Source organism: Micromonospora sp. NPDC002389, assembly GCF_040296095.1.
Taxonomy (GTDB): Bacteria; Actinomycetota; Actinomycetes; order Mycobacteriales; family Micromonosporaceae; genus Micromonospora.
The window spans coordinates 46360-59775 of the sequence record NZ_JBEOWP010000018.1 but is presented as its reverse complement, the minus strand read 5'-3'; the positions used below and the strand labels follow the sequence as shown (position 1 = coordinate 59775).

17 protein-coding genes are annotated in these 13416 nt (G+C 71.7%); 8 read left to right on the top strand and 9 right to left on the bottom strand.

Features of this window, described 5'->3' with window-relative positions; genetic code table 11:
• Positions 1-38 precede the first annotated feature (38 nt).
• The 6 genes from ABT008_RS26420 to ABT008_RS26395 all read left to right on the top strand — a co-directional run bounded on the left by ABT008_RS26420 (position 39) and on the right by ABT008_RS26395 (position 3828).
• Positions 39-929 (top strand): MerR family transcriptional regulator, encoded by an 891-nt coding sequence (locus ABT008_RS26420; protein ID WP_350699417.1) that lies wholly within the window; start codon positions 39-41, stop codon positions 927-929.
• A gap of 156 nt (positions 930-1085) precedes the next feature.
• Positions 1086-1760 (top strand): hypothetical protein, encoded by a 675-nt coding sequence (locus ABT008_RS26415; RefSeq protein ID WP_350699415.1) that lies wholly within the window; start codon positions 1086-1088, stop codon positions 1758-1760.
• Between the two features lie 112 nt (positions 1761-1872).
• Positions 1873-2301: an ArsR/SmtB family transcription factor gene (locus tag ABT008_RS26410; protein WP_350699413.1), complete on the top strand. Its 429-nt coding sequence runs from the start codon at positions 1873-1875 to the stop codon at positions 2299-2301.
• Entirely contained in the window at positions 2282-2926 is a 645-nt protein-coding gene (locus ABT008_RS26405) for an SRPBCC domain-containing protein (protein WP_350699411.1), read from the top strand. The genes ABT008_RS26410 and ABT008_RS26405 overlap by 20 nt, the downstream gene beginning before the upstream one ends.
• A gap of 86 nt (positions 2927-3012) precedes the next feature.
• Complete coding sequence (locus ABT008_RS26400; RefSeq protein WP_350699410.1) at positions 3013-3390, top strand: cupin domain-containing protein; 378 nt, start codon at positions 3013-3015, stop codon at positions 3388-3390.
• A gap of 39 nt (positions 3391-3429) precedes the next feature.
• Complete coding sequence (locus ABT008_RS26395) at positions 3430-3828, top strand: hypothetical protein (protein WP_350699408.1); 399 nt, start codon at positions 3430-3432, stop codon at positions 3826-3828.
• A 66-nt stretch (positions 3829-3894) separates the two neighbouring features.
• On the opposite strand, the gene ABT008_RS26390 is transcribed toward ABT008_RS26395, so the two are convergent.
• Positions 3895-4038, bottom strand: coding sequence for a hypothetical protein (locus tag ABT008_RS26390; protein ID WP_350699531.1), 144 nt, complete (start codon positions 4036-4038; stop codon positions 3895-3897).
• Positions 4039-4073: 35 nt separating this feature from the next.
• Here ABT008_RS26390 and ABT008_RS26385 point away from each other — a divergent pair, with 35 nt between their 5' ends.
• Complete coding sequence (locus ABT008_RS26385; protein WP_350699406.1) at positions 4074-4676, top strand: class I SAM-dependent methyltransferase; 603 nt, start codon at positions 4074-4076, stop codon at positions 4674-4676.
• On the opposite strand, the gene ABT008_RS26380 is transcribed toward ABT008_RS26385, so the two are convergent.
• The 7 genes from ABT008_RS26380 to ABT008_RS26350 form a co-directional block, all read right to left on the bottom strand.
• On the bottom strand, positions 4673-5809 hold the full coding sequence (locus ABT008_RS26380; RefSeq protein WP_350699405.1) for a winged helix DNA-binding domain-containing protein: 1137 nt from the start codon (positions 5807-5809) through the stop codon (positions 4673-4675). The genes ABT008_RS26385 and ABT008_RS26380 overlap by 4 nt on opposite strands.
• A gap of 74 nt (positions 5810-5883) precedes the next feature.
• A complete protein-coding gene (locus tag ABT008_RS26375) occupies positions 5884-6474 on the bottom strand; it encodes an HAD family hydrolase (RefSeq protein ID WP_502890510.1) in 591 nt (196 codons plus the stop codon).
• A gap of 45 nt (positions 6475-6519) precedes the next feature.
• Complete coding sequence (locus ABT008_RS26370; protein ID WP_350699403.1) at positions 6520-7008, bottom strand: GNAT family N-acetyltransferase; 489 nt, start codon at positions 7006-7008, stop codon at positions 6520-6522.
• Between the two features lie 49 nt (positions 7009-7057).
• Complete coding sequence (locus ABT008_RS26365; protein WP_350699401.1) at positions 7058-7678, bottom strand: response regulator; 621 nt, start codon at positions 7676-7678, stop codon at positions 7058-7060.
• Entirely contained in the window at positions 7675-8865 is a 1191-nt protein-coding gene (locus ABT008_RS26360) for a sensor histidine kinase (protein WP_350699399.1), read from the bottom strand. Before ABT008_RS26360 ends, ABT008_RS26365 begins: the two co-directional genes overlap by 4 nt.
• Positions 8862-9695 carry an ABC transporter permease gene (locus ABT008_RS26355; protein ID WP_350699397.1) on the bottom strand — a complete coding sequence of 278 codons (834 nt, stop codon included), beginning with the start codon at positions 9693-9695 and terminating at the stop codon, positions 8862-8864. The genes ABT008_RS26360 and ABT008_RS26355 overlap by 4 nt, the downstream gene beginning before the upstream one ends.
• Positions 9692-10528: an ABC transporter ATP-binding protein gene (locus ABT008_RS26350; protein WP_350699395.1), complete on the bottom strand. Its 837-nt coding sequence runs from the start codon at positions 10526-10528 to the stop codon at positions 9692-9694. The genes ABT008_RS26355 and ABT008_RS26350 overlap by 4 nt, the downstream gene beginning before the upstream one ends.
• 180 nt (positions 10529-10708) lie before the next feature.
• Here ABT008_RS26350 and wrbA point away from each other — a divergent pair, with 180 nt between their 5' ends.
• Positions 10709-11326, top strand: coding sequence for an NAD(P)H:quinone oxidoreductase (gene wrbA / locus ABT008_RS26345; protein ID WP_350699394.1), 618 nt, complete (start codon positions 10709-10711; stop codon positions 11324-11326).
• An 83-nt stretch (positions 11327-11409) separates the two neighbouring features.
• Here wrbA and ABT008_RS26340 read toward each other — a convergent pair whose 3' ends face one another.
• Complete coding sequence (locus ABT008_RS26340; protein ID WP_350699392.1) at positions 11410-13314, bottom strand: anthranilate synthase family protein; 1905 nt, start codon at positions 13312-13314, stop codon at positions 11410-11412.
• Positions 13315-13416: the final 102 nt, after the last annotated feature.

The following is a 13416-nucleotide window of genomic DNA, read 5'->3' as shown; positions in this document are numbered from 1 at the left end:
GAGGTCGGGGCACCACAGCACGAAAGGCTCTGTCTGCGATGTACCCCTCTCTCACGCCTCCCCGGCAGGTCAAGATCGGTGATGCCGCTGCGTTCGCCGGGATCACCCCACGCGCCATCCGCCACTACCACGAGATCGGTCTGCTGCCGGAGCCCGAGCGCGGCGGGGACGGCCGCCGCCGCTACGGCTATGACGACATGACCCGCCTGCTGTGGATCCGCAAGATGGCTGATGCCGGTATCAGCCTGGACGACATGCGGGCCGCCTTCGGCGAAGCCCGGGACGAAGCTGGAGACGAAGCCCTGGACCAAGCCCCGGATATCGAGTCGGTCCTGAGCCGGCTGGAGGAAAACTTGGCGGCACAGGAGGCCGTCATCAAATGTCGGCGCGCGGCTGTCCAGCGCCTGCAGGCGGTGGGCAGCCCGCTGGGGCTGCTCTCTGAACTGGTCACGGACCGGCTCAGCCACCTGCCCCCGGGCGCGTTGCGCCCCTCCGATCTGGACGCCCTGCTGGTCACAGAACGGATCTTCGGGCCGCTGGGCGCCGCCATCCAGGCCGGCACGTTCATCGTGCTGGCCACCCACCCCGACCTGCGGGCCGAGGAGGACCGTCTTGAGGCGGCCGAGGCCGCCCTCGACGACGGCGTCGAACCCGACGACCCGCGCGTCGAAGAGCTCGCCGTACAGCGATGCGCTCACCTGATGGCCCTGAATCAGGCCATCGAGGCAGCTGGTCTCGACGCGGCCGAGGAGAAGATCTTCGAGATCTACGACGCCGACCTGAAAGGGGAGGAGGGCACAGAGATGAGTGCCGCGACGGCGATCACCAAGATGCCTTATGACTTCTCTCCTGCCCGGATGCGCTGCATGGAACTCGCCGGACGGCTCTTCGGCGAGGCCCTTGCCGACACCCACTCCGCGGACAGTTGATCGCCTGTGCCTGGCACTGACGTGGCCCGACAACCCTTGACTTCAAGGTTAACTACAACCCGTAGCGTCGTGGCCATGAGAACCCGCCTCCGGGGTCCACGGCGTCCTGCACTGGTGCGTGGTCACCGCGGATCTCAATGCTGCGGAGACGACAACATGTTCCGGGACTATCTCGCCGAGCATCCGGAGGGCGGCCAACAGCATCACGGCTACGTCGTGCGGGACTTCGAGGCCGCGTCTGAAGCGGGGGCACGTCGTACGATCACGTCCTCGGCATCTGATAGACGGGGGTCACTGATGCGAGCAGGAAAGATCGGTTGGTTGGCGGCTGCTGCCTCGCTTGTTCTGCTTCCGCTCGGCTGCGCGACTCCCGGCACCAGGGCCGGCGACGTGGAGGCGATACCCACGAGTGCGTCGGCGTCGCCTGACGTGGTGGCGGAGCCGACCGGTCCGCAGGCAGACGCACCTCCCCACTATGGCGACAACAACGGCTGGAAGCGACGGCACGAGCTCTCCAAGGCGGACCAGCGCACCGGGAAGAAGCTCGCCGCGCGGATCCGGCCCAAGCTCGAAGCGCTACGCACGGCGGGGGACTTCGCCCCGGCGTCCACCCGGCGGGCGCTGCTCGACCTGGGTATCAAGGCGGAGGTCATCGAGGTCACCGGCATGCGGGCGCCGATCGGGCAGGACGAACCCCCGCCGGGGGCGGTGTACGCGGTTCGCTTCGCGGAGGTGGGCTGTGTGATCGGGGACGTGCGTCCCGAGCGGGTCATGGTCGAGGTCACCGGCTCGGCTGCCGAATTCGGGTGCCTGGAGCCGTTCTCGCACTGAACCCATTCGGCGTCACCGAACCCGGGGTCGGGCGAGGCGTGGCCAAGGCCGGACCTGAGTCGAATGTGCCAGCGCTGGCTTATATAAGTGAAGACTGGCATGATCCTTGTTCGTGCACGCCTTCGACATCCTCGGCGACCCGGTACGCCGGCGCATCCTGGAGCTGCTCGCCGACGGTGAGCAGACCTCCGGCGCGGTCACGGACGTGATCCGGGCCGAGTTCGGGCTCTCCCAGCCGGGTGTCTCACAGCATCTGCGGGTGTTGCGGGACAGCGGGTTCGCCTCGGTGCGGGCTGAGGGTGCTCGCCGGTTCTATGCCGTCGAGCCCGCGCCACTGAGCGAGGTCGACGCGTGGTTGGACCGGTTTCGCCGGTTGTGGGAACAGCGCCTCGACGCGCTGGGAACCGAGCTGGCCCGGGGCAGGCGCGCAGCGCGCACTTCGGCTGGTGGGGATTCCACCCGACCGGCCGGGTCCGGCCCCGGTGCGGCCGCGATCGATCCCTCTGCGAAAGGAACGGGACATGAGAGACGTACTGGATGAACTGGCCGCCGCCCAGCGGACGATGGGCAAGGGCAGCCTGCCCGCAGGTGACGCGTACACCGTCGAGGTGCGGCGGCGATACGCCGCGCAGATCGACGACGTCTGGGACGCCATCACCAGCCCCGAGCGGCTGCGCCGCTGGTTGAGACCGGTCACCGGGGATCTGCGGCTCGGCGGGAAGTTCGAGTTGGACGGTGGTGAGCACGGCGAGATCCTCCGGTGCGAACCACCGCGCCTGCTCCGGGTGTCCTGGCTCTACGGGCCGGACGCAGACGCCTGGCCCGGCACGAGCGAGGTGGAGGTACGCCTGGCCCCGGGCCCGACCGGCGACACCGAATTCGCGCTGATCCACGCAGCGGTCGTCGAGGAGCCCCTCTTCCCGACGTACGGCCCCGGTGCCGGCGGCGTGGGTTGGGACCTGGCTCTCCTCGCCCTTGCCCGACTGTTGGCCGGTGGCGACGCCGCCGACCACGAAGCGGTCCAGAAGTCGCCCGAAGGGCGCGAGTTCATCCGGCGTAGCGCCGCGGCCTGGGGCGAGGCTCACCTGGCCGCCGGTGGTGAACCGGAGCACGTCACGGCCGCAGTGCAGGCCACCACGAAGTTCTACGCACCCGACCCGACATGACGGGGCTGACTGGTCCCACCCCTAGGAAGAATGCGCGATCAGGCCGATCGTGACGACATCAGTGAGGCGAGTTCGTCCATGTCAGGATGGTGGGCGTGGCGCATGAGGCTGTTGACATCGCTGACAAGTTGTCCCGCTTCTCTGAGCACTGGTCACCGAAGGTGGTGGCCCGGCTGAACGACTACGAGGTCAAGGTCGTCAAGGTGCGCGGGGAGTTCGTCTGGCACACGCATGAGGACACCGACGAGCTGTTTCTCGTGGTGAGTGGGGAGCTGACCATCCAGTTGCGCGACGGCGACGTGGTCCTGCGGCCGGGACAGCTGTTCGTCGTGCCTCGTGGCGTCGAGCACTGCCCGGTCGCCGACGGAGAGGTGCACGCGATTCTCATCGAGCCGACCGGTGTGGTGAACACCGGCGATGCCGGTGGTGCTTTGACTGCCGTCTACGACGACTCGTTGCTCTGACCGCCGAGGTCCTGGCGAGGTGTGGCTAGCATCCCGAAGGTGACTCAGGACAAGGGTGTCGACGGCCCCGGCAGGCTCGCCGGTCTCGACGGCGTGATGCTCTTCGCGACGATGCTCACCCTCTTCGGGTACCTGCTTCCGTGGTTCCGGCAGTCGCCACGGCACCAGTGGTGGTACTCCGGTTGGGAGTACGCCAGCCGCAGCACCGGTGGGGGTTGGGCTCGGACCGTCGTCGAGGCGGCGATGGCCGCGCTGGCTGCCGGGATCGGCACCCTGGTGATGACCGTAGCGGTGGTGGCGGCCAGCTTCGGGAACATCGGGCGACGCGACAACCTGAACTCCGTCGCGGAACTGCCCTTCGGGCTGGGGCTGCCGCTGATGGCCGTCGGGCTGGGCCTGCTGATCGCCGCCGCCTGCCGAGACCTCGCCCGCGCCTGAGGTCTGTTCGCTCGGAACTGCCGGTAGGTCACCGCCAGCCGCCTTCGGCGAGGCCGCCGGGCGGCGTCAGGTCCGGAACGTGCGGCGGTAGGTGTCCGGTGGTACGCCGACGGTGCGGTGGAAGTGGCGGCGCAGCGTCGTCGCGGTGCCCATGCCGTCTTCGACCCCCCGGATTTCCTCGACGCCCTGTCCCCGTACCTGCGCGTGCACGTTCCGGAGGGTCCGACGCCCCGTATCGTCGCGGGGTGAATCTGGAGCAGGTTCGGCAGGCGTACGGGTCCGTCGCGCAGCGGTACATCGAGCTGTTCGGGACGAGCGCGCAGGTGCACGCCGACGATCTGGCCTTCATCGGGCGGCACCTGTCGGGCCGCGCCGGCCCGGTGCTCGATCTGGGGTGCGGTCCGGGCCATCTCACCGATCACCTGCGCGCGTCGGGCGTGGAAGCCACGGGGATCGACATCGTGCCGGAGTTCATCGCGCATGCGTGGGCGGCTCACCCGGGCGGACGGTACCGGCTGGGGTCGATGGCGGAGCTCGATGACGCCGATCATTCCGTTACCGGCATCTTGGCCTGGGGGTCGCTGATCCACCTGCCGCCGCCCGACCTCGACGCGGTGCTGGTCGAGTTCCGGCGGGTGGTGGCCCCGGGCGGCCGGTTGGTGACCGCTCTGTTCGTGGGGGAGGAGGTCGTGGCCTTCGATCACAAGGTCCTGACCGCCTACCGCTGGCCGCTCGACGAGTTCTCGCGGCGGCTGGTGCGAGCCGGCTTCACGGAGGTCGAGCGCCTTCAACGGCCTGGCGAGGGCGACCGTCGGCCGCACGCCGCCGTGGCGGCGGCCCCGGCCTAGTCCGGCCAGGTCACGCGGGGTGGGAGGGCGAGGAAGTCGGCGTAGCGGTGCAGGGCCTGCTCGACCTGCGTGCGCTGTGCCGGGTCGAGCGGGACCAGCGGCTTCACGGCCAACGTGACCCGGGTCTTGGCCAGGGTGCGTTTCCAGGTGCCGACGACCCGGCCGCCGATGACGACGGTGGCCTGGAAGACGCCGTTGCCGCCGGGGATGATGGCCTGTTTGTGGGCGGGGTCGAGCATCAGCGTGCGGTCCTTGAAGCCGAGCAGGTACTCGTCGAAGCCGGGCAGGGTCAGCACGTCGGGCGTGGGTGTGCGGGGTGCGTCGAGCAGGGCGGGCGGCAGGACCGCTTCGGTGCCGTCGACCTGGACGGTGGTCAGGTCGTCCCCGGCGGCGGCGATGGCGCGTTTCGCGTCGGTGGCGGTCAGGCCGGTCCAGCCGGCGAAGTCCTGCCGGGTGGTGGGGCCGTGGCTGCGGAAGTAGCGCAGGGCGAGGGTGGCCAGCGCCTCGTCGCGGTCGGGTCGGTGCTGGCCGGGCGCCCACTCGTCGAGCAGTGCGAAGGTCTGCTCGGTGCCGATGTTGGGGGCGATGCAGGTGACGCCGCGCTGGCTGGCGTACCAGAGCAGGTGGTAGCCGCGCTGACCGGCGCCGTCGATGCCGGCGGCGACCAGGGCGGCTACGCAGTCGGTGCGGGTCAGCCGACCGCCGCCTGCCAGGGCGGTGCCGAGCACGTCGGCGGCGCGGTCCGCCTCGGCCTCGGTCAGGCCGAGGAACTCGCGGCGCGCTGCCGCGCCGGCCAGCGCCCGTACGCCGGTCAGTTCCAGCATCCAGCGGGCGTCGCGGGCGGGGACGAGGTGGATGGTGCCGCGCATCGGCCAGGTCCGCAGGGCCTCCCGGCCCTCCAGCGCGGCGTGCACGTCGGTCTGGGTGGCGCCGGTTAACCGTACGCCCAGCGACCACAGGCCGCTGTTGATCTCCTGGGCCTGCATGGCGCCGAACCACTCGACGACCTCGGTCACGGTGTGTGGTGTGGTGGCGGGGGTGGGGCTCAGCAGCAGGCTGGTCATCCGCAGGGTGAGCGCTTCGGTGCCGGTCAGCGCCGGAGATCCGGTCAGCGTCGTGCCGGTAGGTGCCACTGCGTCGCCTTCCGTCGTCGGTCGAGCGCAGCATAGGCCCGGGCACCGACAGACGGGCGCGGTTTTTCGGCGGGTCAGTCGCCCTGGCGGGGCTGGGGCACGCGTACCGCTGCCATGCCGGCGGCGACGGCGGCCTCGATGCCCAGGTCGGCGTCCTCGAAGACCAGGCAGGCGTGCGGCGGTACGCCGAGCAGCTCGGCGGCGCGCAGGAACGGCTCCGGGTCGGGTTTGGGGCGGGTGTAGTCGCCGGCGCAGACCAGCACGTCGAACCGGTCGAGGATGCCGAGCGCGCCGAGGGAGGCGGTGACGGCTTCCCGGGTGCTGCCGGAGACCACGGCGAAGGGGATGCGTCCGTGCGCGTCCTCGATGTGGTGCAGCACCCCGGGGATGCCGGCGGCGGTGGGCAGCAGCCGCTGGTAGTGCTCCTCGCGGCGGGCGACGACGGTCTCCACCGGCATGTTGAGGCCCTGCTGCTGGTTGAGGGCGGCGACGATGTCGAGCGTGGGGCGGCCGGCCCAGGCGTAGAACAGCTCCTCGGGGAAGGCGCACTCCCACTCGTCGAGCGCCTGCCGCCAGGCGGTGTAGTGCTGGGGCATGGAGTCGACGATGGTGCCGTCGCAGTCGAACAGGTACGCCTGGAAGTCGCCGGTGGGCAGGGGCAGCATCACCGGCCCAGGTTATCCGGGGTGGCGGGGGTCGCTGCGGGCGGCTCAGAGGCGTTGGTACATGACGAGCAGGTCGACGTGGCCTTGGGTGGGGTGGCGGAAGCCGTCGGGGATGCGGCCGACCACGTCGAAGCCGAGCGAGCGCCACAGCCCCACGGCGCGGGTGTTGGTGGCGACCACGGCGTTGAACTGCATCGCGTGGTAGCCGTCGGCGCGGGCCAGGTCCAGCACGTACGCGCCGAGGGCCCGGCCTATTCCCCGTCCGGCGGCGGCCGGGGCGACCATGAAGCTGGCGTTGGCCACGTGGTCGCCGGGGCCGAGCTGGTTGGGGGTCATCTTCGCCGAGGCGAGCACGGTGCCGTCGTCGTCGACGGCGACGACGGTGCGCCCGGGTAGGGGGACCAGCCACATGTCGCGGGCGCGGGTCTCGTCGACGTCTCGGGGCCAGGTGTAGGTGTCCCCGGCGGAGACGATCTCGCGCAGGAAGGGCCAGATGCCGGGCCAGTCCCCGGCGGTCGCGGTCCGGATCTGCATGCTCGCGAGCATGCCAGCCAGGTTGCCGGGCCGGTCGGCGGGGGCGGTGTCAGAGCAGGCCGGCGGCCATGGCGGTGGTGACGGCGGCGGTGCGGTCGGAGACGTCGAGTTTGTTGAAGGTCCGCAGCAGGTGGGTCTTCACGGTCGCCTCGCCGATGTGCAGCTCGCGGCCGATCTCGGCGTTGGACAGCCCTCGGGCGACCAGCCGCAGCACCTGCACCTCGCGGGGTGACAGGGTGTCGCGGGCGGTGGGGCGGCGTACCTGGTGCAGCAGTCGGGTGGCCACCGAGGGGGCCAGGACGGTGCCGCCGCGGGCGGCGGTGCGGATCGCGGTGATCAGGTCGGCGCGGGAGGTGTCCTTGAGTAGGTAGCCGGCGGCGCCGGCCTCGACGGCCCGCAGGATGTCGGTGTCGGTCTCGTAGGTGGTCAGCACCACCACCCGGGTCTGCGGCCGTTCGGTGAGGATCCGGCCGGTGGCGGTGGCGCCGTCGTCGCCGGGCAGCCGCAGGTCCATCAGGACCACGTCGGGGTGGCGGGCGCGGACGGCCGCGAGTGCCTCGGCGGCGTCGGCGGCCTCGCCGACGACGGTGATGTCGTCGGTGCCGGCGAGCATGCCGGCGACTCCGGCGCGGACCACCGGGTGGTCGTCCACCAGCAGCACGGTGATCATTGGTACGGCACCTCCACCCGGATCGTGGTCCCCTCGCCGGGGGCCGAGCGTACGACGACGGTGCCGTCGACCTGCTCGACCCGGGTGCGCAGCCCGGTCAGTCCGTAGCCGCCGTCGTCGGCCGGGTACGCGTCGGCGGGGTCGAATCCGGCGCCGTCGTCGCCGATCTCCAGCGTGACCCGGTCGTCGTCGCCGTGCAGCAGGACGGCGACGGCGGTGGCGTCGGCGTGCCGTCGGACGTTGGTCAGTGCCTCCTGGGCGGCGCGCAGCAGGACCACCTCCACGGCGGTGCCCGGCGTCCGGCCGGTGGTCAGGTCGGCGGTGCAGGTGACCGGGACCCCGGTCTCCCGGGTGAAGCGGTCGGTCAGCCGGTGCAGCGCCTGCTCCAGCGGGGAGCCGTCGATCTGTGTCGGGGTGAGTGCGGCGACCAGGGTGCGGACGTCGAGCAGGTTCTCCCGGGCGGTCTGCCGGGCCAGGTCGAGGTGGCGGCGGGCCTGGTCCGGGTCGCGGTCCAGGTCGGCGTCGGCGGCCTGGACCAGCATCACCACGCTGGACAGGCCCTGCGCGACGGTGTCGTGGATGTCGGCGGCGAGTCGCTGTCGTTCGGCGGCCACCCCGGCGCGGTGCGACACCTCGGCCAGCTCGGCCCGGGTCTGTTCCAGTTGGGCGATCAGCTCGGCGCGTCGGCCGCTCTCGGCGACGGTGTGTTGGGCCCAGACGCCCAGCACGCTGACCACGAGGACGGTCATCAGGGCGATCAGCAGCGGCGGGAGCACGTCGCCCAGGTCCGGGAGGCGGACGGCCAGGACGATCACGTGCACCGAGTTGAGCAGCAGCACCGCGCCGACCGCCGGGACGGCCGGCAGCACCATGAACATCTGTGGGTTGAGCACGAACAGCAGGAACGAGGCGGTGCCGCTGAGCAGGACCGCCGGCACGTAGAGCAGGACCACTCCGGCGAGGTAGAGGTAGCTGCGCCAGTCTTCGACGGAGTCGCGCATGAGTCGGCGGCCGACGCCGAGGTACCAGCCGGTCAGGGCGAGGAACAGCGCGAGGCAGCCGAGGCGGGCGGCGGGCGTACGGCTGCCGTCGGCGGCCACGGCCACGGCGACGCCGACGGTGGCCAGGGCGAAGTAGCCGTCCCAGAGCCGGAAGCGTGCGCTCCACGTGTCGGTGGGTGGGGTCATCGGGTGCGTCGGCCTCGCCAGCGGAAGGTGGTCAGGCACAGCACCATTCCTCCGATGCACCAGGCGGCGAGCACGAGCGCGATCCGGCCGTGCTCCCAGGAGGGTACGACCTCCTGGGGGAGGATGGTGTCGGGCAGGAACACCGAGCGGAAGCCCTGGGCCATCCATTTGAGCGGGAACAGTGAGCCGATCGTGACCAGCGGTTCGGGCAGTTGCCCGACGGGGGTGTAGAAGACGCCGGAGATGAAGGCCAACACCAGGTAGGGCAGGTTCATCACGGCCCCGGCGCTGCGTGCCGAGCGGGCCAGGCTGCTGGCGGCGATGCCGACCAGGGCGCAGGCGGTGGCGCCGAGCAGGAACACCCAGCCGAAGGTGAGCCAGCGTCCGGGGTCGGTGGGCAGCTTCAGGTCGAAGGCGAGCACCGCGATGGCCAGCAGCAGGATCGTCTCGCCGATGCTGACCACCAGGGCCATCAGGGTCTTGCCGACGATGTACGCCGAGGGGGGCATCGGGACGCCGCGCAGTCGGCGCAGGGTGCCGTCGTCGCGGTCGGCGGCGATGCCGGTGCCCAGGTTGACGAAGGTGGTCGAGGCGATGCCGGCGGCGATCATGCTCGGGGCGAGGTACTGGGCCGAGGTGACGTCGCTGCCCTCGTAGACGCCGTCGAAGATCGCGCCGAGCAGGGCGAGGATGACTGCGGGCATGGCGAAGGTGAACACCACGGCGTCGCGTTCCCGGAAGAAGCACCGCAGTTCGATGCCGGCGCGGTGCAGCCCGAGCCGCAGTGCGGTGGGGCGGCGGCTGGCGGCGCGGTGGGCGGTGGCGGTCACGGGGTCGCTCCGATCAGGTCGAGGTAGACGTCTTCGAGGCTGGGGCGGCTGACGGTCAGGCCGGGCACGGTGCCGCCGTAGCGGCGGGTCAGGTCGGCGACGAGGGCGGCCGGGTCGTCGGTCTCCTGCCGGCCGTCGGCCCACCGGACGACGGTGCGGGCGGTGGCGCGTCCGCCGAGGGTGGCGGGGGTGCCGTCGGCGACGATCCGGCCGCCGACGACGACCGCGACGCGGTCGGCCAGTGCCTCGGCCTCGTCGAGGTAGTGGGTGCTGAACAGGATGGTGGTGTCCTCGCCGGCGAGTCGGCGGATCAGCGTCCAGAACTGGCGGCGAGCCTGCGGGTCGAAGCCGGTGGTCGGTTCGTCGAGGAAGAGCAGCCGGGGGCGGCCGATGACGCCGAGGGCCACGTCCAGGCGGCGGCGTTGGCCGCCGGAGAGGGTACGGACCCGGGCGGTGGCCTTGTCGGTGAGACCGACCAGCTTGACGACTTCGGCCGGGTCGCGGGGCGCGGGGTAGTAGCGGGCGAAGTGGCGTACCGCCTCGGCGACAGTCAGTTCGGTCAGGTCGTCGCTGTCCTGGGCGACGACGCCGATGCCGGCGCGCCAGTCGAGGTCGACGTGGGCCGGGTCGCGGCCGAGTACCTGCACGTCACCGGCGTCGCGGTCGCGGTGGCCCTGGAGGATGTCGATGGTGGTGGTCTTGCCGGCACCGTTGGGTCCGAGCAGGGCCACCACCTCGCCGGTGGCGACGTCCAGGTCGACGCCGGCCACGGCGTGGGTGTCGCCGTAGGTCTTGCGCAGTCCGCGGACGCGGATGGCGGGGGTGTCGGTCATGTCCTGATCGTCGGTCGACGCGGGGGTGTCGCGGGACGACCGGTGGACGGAACCGTGGTGTCCGTCGACCGGTGGACAGGGCGTCGGCGGGGATCGGTCGAGTCCGACGAATGTTTGTCGACGCAAACATCGGGTAGTCGCGGGAGCTTACCGACGATCACGGCAGGAAGGACGTAGGCGATGGCGGCACAGGTCAAGGTGGCGGTGATCTACTACAGCGCGACCGGCATCACGTACCAGATGGCGCAGTCGGCCCGGGAGGCCGCCGAGCAGGCCGGTGCGGAGGTCCGGTTGCGCAAGGTGCGCGAGTTGGCCCCGGACGAGGCGATCCGGTCGAACTCGGGCTGGGAGGCGCACCGGCTGGAGACCCAGGACGTCGACGAGGCGCAGCCGGATGACCTGAGCTGGGCCGACGTCGTGATCTTCGGTTCGCCGACCCGGTACGGTCTGATCGCCGCGCAGCTCAAGCAGTTCATCGACACCACCGGACCGCTGTGGGCGCAGGGCGCACTGGCCAACAAGGTGTACTCGGCGTTCACCTCGACGGCGACGCACCACGGTGGGCAGGAGTCGACGCTGTTGTCGCTGTTCCACGTCTTCTATCACTGGGGCGGGATCGTGGTCGCCCCCGGCTACACCGAGCCGAGCCAGTTCGTCTCCGGCAACCCGTACGGCGCGTCGCACACCAGCAACAACGGTGAGACCGCGCCGGACCACGTGGCGTTGGAGGCGACGGCGTTGACGGCCAAGCGGGCGGTACGCATCGGTGCGGCGCTCAAGCAGGGCCTGGCCGGCTGACCCAGGGACCGGCGGTCCGGGCGGGGGCTCTCATACCCGCCCGGACCGCCGGCCGTGAACACCGCTACCCCGGATCGGGCCGGCTATGCCTGCCCGGTGGTGGACAACTCGCCGGCCGGTGCCGGCAGCAGCTCCGTCAGCAGGTCGGCCAGCACCGCGACCCCGTCCGGGCTGAGTACCGATTCGGGATGGAACTGCACCCCGGCGAAGCCCCGGCCGCGTAGCGCGTGCACCGCGCCGTCGACCTCGTCGCGGGCCACCTCGACCGGCCCGTACCGGCTGTCGAGGCGGTCGGTGTCGGCGTGGGCGGTGAAGGTGGCGTAGAAGCCGACCCGGCGGGGCGTGCCGTAGAGACTGACGGTGCGTTGCAGCCCCTGGTAGGGAGCGTCGCGGCGGATGACGGACAGGCCGAGCAGGCCGGCGAGCAGTTGGTGGCCGAGGCAGACCGCCAGGGTCGGGTGCCCGGCGTCGAGCAGCTCGGTGAGCAGGTCACGCAGTCGGTGCATCTTCGCGGTGTCGCCGGTGGGATCGCCGGGGCCGGGGCCCACGACGACCAGGTCGTCGGCGCGGACCGGGCCGGTGGCGTGCCACGGTCGGACGGTCACCGTCAGGCCGAGGGCACCGAGCTGGTGGGCGAGCATGCCGGTGAAGGTGTCCTCGCCGTCGACGACGAGGGCCCGGCGGCCGGTCAGGCCGGGCAGGGCCAGGGCGCCGGTCGGCCGCTGGTCGAGCCAGAAGCGGGCCAGCGGGGCGTTGCGGGCGGCCAGCGCGGCGCGTACCTCGGGGTCGTCGGCCAGCCGGCGGGGTGGCTGCGGTCCGGTCTGCGGTGCCTGCGGTCCCAGGCCGAGGGCGGCCAGCACCCCGGCGGCCTTGGCGTGGGTCTCGGCGACCTCGGCGGCGGGCGTGGAGTGCCGGACCAGGGTCGCTCCGACCGGTACCCGCAGTTCACCGGCGGGGGACAGCTCGGCGGTGCGGATCAGGATCGGCGCGTCGAGGGTCTGCCGGCCGTTGTCGTCGTGACCGAGCAGCGCCAGCACTCCGGCGTAGTAGCGGCGGCCGGTGCGTTCGTGGCGGGCGATGACCCGGCAGGCGTTCTCCATCGGGCTGCCGGTCACCGTGGGGGCGAACATCGTCTCCCGCAGCACCTCGCGGATGTCCCGGCTGCCGTGCCCGGCCAGCAGGTACTCGGTGTGCGCCAGGTGCGACATCTCCTTGAGGTACGGCCCGACCACCTGACCGCCGTGTTCGGCGACCGTGGCCATCATCTTCAGTTCCTCGTCGAGGACCATGTACAGCTCCTCGGTCTCCTTGGTATCGGCGAGGAAGCGCAGCAGGGCGGCCCGGTCGGCGGTGGCGCCGGTGTGTCGGAAGGTGCCGCTGATCGGGTTCATCATGACCAGCCCGTCGTCGACGCTGACGTGCCGTTCCGGGCTGGCGCCGACCAGCGTGCGGGTGCCGGTGTGCACCACGAACGTCCAGTACGCGCCGCGTTCGCGGTGCAGCAGCGACCGGAGGGCGGCCAGCGCGGCGGTCAGTGGCGCACCCTGGACGTGGGCGTGCAGGGTGCGGTGGATGACGAAGTTGGCGCCCTCGCCGCGTCCGATCTCCTCGGCCAGCACCCGGGCGACGACGGCGGCGTAGGCGTCGTCGGTGACGTCGAAGGCGGCGCCGGTGGTGCGTACCGGCCCCTCGGGTAAGGCGTCGAGGGCATCGGCCAGCGGCACCCGGACATGCTGCCCGATCCGCAGGAACTCCAGCGGCACGCCGTCGTCCACGCAGGCGAAGCCGCGCTCGGTGACCTGCCGGAACGGCACCAGCGCCAGCGTGGCCGGGCCGGGAACGCCGGTGGGCAGCGGCAGGTCGGCCAGCCGCGCGGCGGTGTCCACCGTGCCGGTGAACAGGTCGAGGTGGGGGGCGTCGTCGCGGCGTACCAGGGCGAACGGGCCCGGGTCGGCGCCGTCGGCGAGCAGGTCGGTCAGTGGGTTCATCGGTCTCTCCTGGGTCCGGGAGCCGCCGTTGCGGCGGCCCACGGGCCGGAAACCAGAACCGGCGGCCGCCTCGTCGGGCGGCCGCGTGGGTGACGCTACGCG

What these genes read in the sequence shown, in the direction of transcription:
- ABT008_RS26365 (WP_350699401.1), bottom strand. Translation starts at nt 7,678, where the DNA reads ATGATCACCGTGCTGCTGGTGGACGACCACCCGGTGGTCCGCGCCGGA.
- ABT008_RS26375 (WP_502890510.1), bottom strand. Translation starts at nt 6,474, where the DNA reads ATGCTGCCCCTGCCCACCGGCGACTTCCAGGCGTACCTGTTCGACTGC.
- ABT008_RS26405 (WP_350699411.1), top strand. Translation starts at nt 2,282, where the DNA reads ATGAGAGACGTACTGGATGAACTGGCCGCCGCCCAGCGGACGATGGGC.
- ABT008_RS26370 (WP_350699403.1), bottom strand. Translation starts at nt 7,008, where the DNA reads ATGCAGATCCGGACCGCGACCGCCGGGGACTGGCCCGGCATCTGGCCC.
- ABT008_RS26400 (WP_350699410.1), top strand. Translation starts at nt 3,013, where the DNA reads ATGGTGGGCGTGGCGCATGAGGCTGTTGACATCGCTGACAAGTTGTCC.
- ABT008_RS26415 (WP_350699415.1), top strand. Translation starts at nt 1,086, where the DNA reads ATGTTCCGGGACTATCTCGCCGAGCATCCGGAGGGCGGCCAACAGCAT.
- ABT008_RS26360 (WP_350699399.1), bottom strand. Translation starts at nt 8,865, where the DNA reads ATGACCCCACCCACCGACACGTGGAGCGCACGCTTCCGGCTCTGGGAC.
- wrbA (WP_350699394.1), top strand. Translation starts at nt 10,709, where the DNA reads ATGGCGGCACAGGTCAAGGTGGCGGTGATCTACTACAGCGCGACCGGC.
- ABT008_RS26350 (WP_350699395.1), bottom strand. Translation starts at nt 10,528, where the DNA reads ATGACCGACACCCCCGCCATCCGCGTCCGCGGACTGCGCAAGACCTAC.
- ABT008_RS26340 (WP_350699392.1), bottom strand. Translation starts at nt 13,314, where the DNA reads ATGAACCCACTGACCGACCTGCTCGCCGACGGCGCCGACCCGGGCCCG.
- ABT008_RS26420 (WP_350699417.1), top strand. Translation starts at nt 39, where the DNA reads ATGTACCCCTCTCTCACGCCTCCCCGGCAGGTCAAGATCGGTGATGCC.